General features: G+C 64.0%; 4 protein-coding genes. All 4 read right to left on the reverse strand.

The genetic code is table 11. The features are described 5' to 3' along the window. Positions 1-92 precede the first annotated feature (92 nt). The 4 genes from BN1133_RS12995 to pfkA all read right to left on the reverse strand — a co-directional run bounded on the left by BN1133_RS12995 (position 93) and on the right by pfkA (position 3,103). A complete protein-coding gene (locus BN1133_RS12995; protein ID WP_050666940.1) occupies positions 93-404 on the reverse strand; it encodes an AzlD domain-containing protein in 312 nt (103 codons plus the stop codon). Next, entirely contained in the window at positions 401-1,087 is a 687-nt protein-coding gene (locus BN1133_RS13000) for an AzlC family ABC transporter permease (RefSeq protein ID WP_153006766.1), read from the reverse strand. Before BN1133_RS13000 ends, BN1133_RS12995 begins: the two co-directional genes overlap by 4 nt. Before the next feature lie 31 nt (positions 1,088-1,118). Continuing rightward, on the reverse strand, positions 1,119-2,000 hold the full coding sequence (locus tag BN1133_RS13005) for an AraC family transcriptional regulator (protein WP_082178009.1): 882 nt from the start codon (positions 1,998-2,000) through the stop codon (positions 1,119-1,121). 131 nt (positions 2,001-2,131) lie between these two features. After that, positions 2,132-3,103, reverse strand: a complete 972-nt coding sequence (pfkA, locus tag BN1133_RS13010; RefSeq protein ID WP_050666942.1) for a 6-phosphofructokinase — start codon at positions 3,101-3,103, stop codon at positions 2,132-2,134. Between the last annotated feature and the right edge of the window lie 120 nt (positions 3,104-3,223).

Below are 3,223 nucleotides of genomic sequence, written 5' to 3' on the forward strand. Positions count from 1 at the left end.
CCTCGTTTTTTAGCCCTGATGCAACGTGGGCTGGCACTCAACTTCCCTTAACTGAACAACGTTGCGGCCTTGGCCGGTTTTTTTCCGGGCCGCTAGAGGGCAACGCGCAGCAGCAGGAATAGAGAGAGGCTCGCCAGGGTCGCCAGTAGCACATGGCGGGTTCGCCAGGCGAGCAGTGCCGCACACAGGGCGCCCAGGAGATAGGGACTGGCCGGGCTTATGGCCAGCTCTCCCTCGGGCACAAACACGATCGGGCCCCACAGGGCGGTGAGTACCGCCGGCATGGCGTAGCCGAGCAACCGACGTGAGCGGGCTCCGAGGCGCACCGGCAGGGTTGGGGAGAGAAACAGGTAGCGGCTGGCAAACACCAGGGCGGTCATGGCGAGGATGGCCAGCAGGATCATGGACGTGCCTCCCCGGGCTCGGTGAGATAACCCACTACCATGGCGGCGGCGCTCGCCAGCATCATGGCCCCCTCCACTTGCCAGACGCTGAGCAGCACCGAGAGTACCAGGGCGGTGAGCATACACAGCAGCACTCCCCGATGCCTGATGGCGGGGACCGTGATGGCAATAAAGGTGGCGGCGACCACAAATTCCAGACCGAGATCCTTCATCCAGGGCAGCTGGCTGCCCGCCACCATGCCGAGCAGGGTCGCCAGGTTCCAGATGAGGTAGAAAGAGAGGCCGGCACCGAGGGCATACCAGCGATCGAAACGCTCGGGCCCATGGTGACCACACAGGGCGAACAGCTCATCGGTGAGCAGAAAGCCGAGCGGCAGGCGCCAGCGCAGGGGCAGGGGGCTTATGGCCTCGCGCATGGCCAGGCTGTAGAGCAGGTGGCGTGAGGTAATAAAGAGGGTGGTGAGCAGCAGGGTGGCGATCCCGGCCCCTCCCTTGATAAGGCCCATGGCGGCGAGCTGGGCGGCGCCGGCAAACAGGATGGCCGACATGGCCTGGCCCTCCCAGGGGGTGAGGCCACACTCGATGGCAAACGAGCCGGCGAGGATCCCCCAGGGGAGCACGGCGACCGAGAGGGGGAGCATGGCCAGGGTGCCCTGGCGAAAGCGAATGGTGGGGTGGGTCATGATGGATCTCCTTGATAACCTCACCATCCTCTCAACCGCTGAGTCCCCTGCCTTGTACCTTATTGCTGGTGTGGATCGGCGCCCCCCGCAGCCCGTGCTGGGCCACATATTGGCCCGGGGTGATCCCCATGGCTTTCTTGAAATGCCGGTGCAGGTGGCTCTGGTCGTGAAAACCGCACGCCTGAGCGGTATCGGCGATGGGCAGACCGGCGCGCAGCAAGCCGCGGGCTCGGCGCAATCGCACCTGGGTCTGATAGGCGTGAGGCGGCAACCCCACCTGCTTGCCAAAGCTGCGCACCAGGTGGTAGGGGCTGAGCCCCGCCAGCTCGGCGAGGCGCTGCAGGGCGATCTCCTCGGCCGGGTGGGCATCCAGATAGTCGCGCACCAGACGGATCTGGCGCTGGGCCTCGTTCTGGGGGGAGGGTCGGGCCCGGCCGTGGCGACACACCAGATTGACCAGAAAGCCATAGACAAGGCTCTCGCGCAGCAGCAGGGGCTGGCCCTCACCGGCCAGGGTGTCAAACACCAGGGTCAGTTGGGCGGCCAGGGCCGGATCGTGCACCACGGGTTCACGAAAGTAGGGGGGCATGCCATTGCCGAGTCCCAGATCCCGGCCGATGGCGGCAAATTGCTCGGGCAGGGGGTACATGGCACGGTATGACCAGCCCCCTTCGCTCGCCGCATCCCCGGTGTGCACATCGTCGGCGTTGACNNCTGTCGGTGCCAGGTGATCGGCGCCGCTGCGAAAGAAGCGCTGGGTGCCTCGCTCCACCACGCTGATGGTGTACTCCTCATGCACATGGCGCGAGAAGCACTGGGTCGCAAAACTGGCGTCGAGCAGGGGCAGGCCACCGAGTTCGTCGGTAACCCGATAGTGGGCGTGCTCGATGGGCGAGAGATCCTGATGGTGCATGGGGGTCGTGGCTGATTCGAAAATCACCACTCTATCAGCACAGAGGGGGCCGGGCTTGCACAAAATTGCGCTCCGGCCAAAAAGAAAACCACCGCCGAAGCGGTGGTTTATGAGGGTTCACATCACCTTGCTTAGAACAGGGTGGTGGAGAGGTTGTAGAGCTCCTGATCGAAGGGGCGCTTCATGTTCTCGATGCAGTCGATGATGTCGTGGTGCACCAGCTCGTTTTTCTGGATCCCGATGCAGCGGCCACCCTGGCCCTCTATCAGCAGCTCGACGGCATAGGCGCCCATACGGCTGGACATGATGCGATCGCGGGCAGTCGGGGCTCCACCACGCTGGATGTGGCCCAGGATGGTAGCGCGGGTCTCGCGGCCGGTCATGGCCTCGATATCCTTGGCCAGGGCGTTCACATCGGTGACGTGCTCGCAGATGGTGATGATGGCGTGCTTTTTACCTTTGGCTTCACCGGCGCGGATCTGCTCGAGCAGCTGCTCCTTGTCGAAGGCCACTTCCGGCACGATCACATACTCGGCGCCACCGGCGACGGCGGCAGACATGGCCAGATCGCCGCAGTGGCGACCCATGATCTCGACCACGGAGATGCGATGGTGGGAGCTGCAGGTGTCACGCAGACGGTCGATGGCATCCACCACCACGTTCAGGGCGGTGTCAAAGCCGATGGTGAAGTCGGTACCGGCGATGTCGTTGTCGATGGTGCCGGGCAGACCGATGCAGGGGTAACCCATCTCGGTCAGCTTCTTGGCACCCATGTAGGAGCCGTCACCGCCGATCACCACCAGGGCGTCGATACCGTGCTTTTTCAGGTTTTCGATCGCCTCGGCGCGCACTTTCTCCTCCTTGAAGGCGGGGAAGCGGGCGGAGCCGAGGAAGGTACCGCCACGGTTCACCACGTCGGAGACGCTGTGGCGCTCGAGCTTGACGATGCGGTCCTGGTGCAGGCCCAGATATCCGTCCTGGATACCATAGACCTCGAGCCCGTGATGCAGGGCGGCGCGCACCACGGCGCGGATGGCTGCGTTCATACCCGGGGCGTCGCCACCGCTGGTCAGTACACCAATACGCTTGATCTGTTTGGTCATTGTCTGCCTCTGGATCTGAGTTTACGAATCAGGATAGCCTGTTTTTATTGGCTTCGGCTTTCCCATGGGTCAGTGGGGGAGGCCCATGGGGAAGCCGGCAAGAGGGGGCACAGGCCCCCT

The organism is Aeromonas schubertii, assembly GCF_000820105.1.
Lineage (GTDB): Bacteria > Pseudomonadota > Gammaproteobacteria > Enterobacterales > Aeromonadaceae > Aeromonas > Aeromonas schubertii.

Excerpts from the sequence above, each read along its gene's own strand:
- pfkA (WP_050666942.1), bottom strand. The coding sequence starts at position 3,103 with ATGACCAAACAGATCAAGCGTATTGGTGTACTGACCAGCGGTGGCGAC.
- BN1133_RS12995 (WP_050666940.1), bottom strand. The coding sequence starts at position 404 with ATGATCCTGCTGGCCATCCTCGCCATGACCGCCCTGGTGTTTGCCAGC.
- BN1133_RS13000 (WP_153006766.1), bottom strand. The coding sequence starts at position 1,087 with ATGACCCACCCCACCATTCGCTTTCGCCAGGGCACCCTGGCCATGCTC.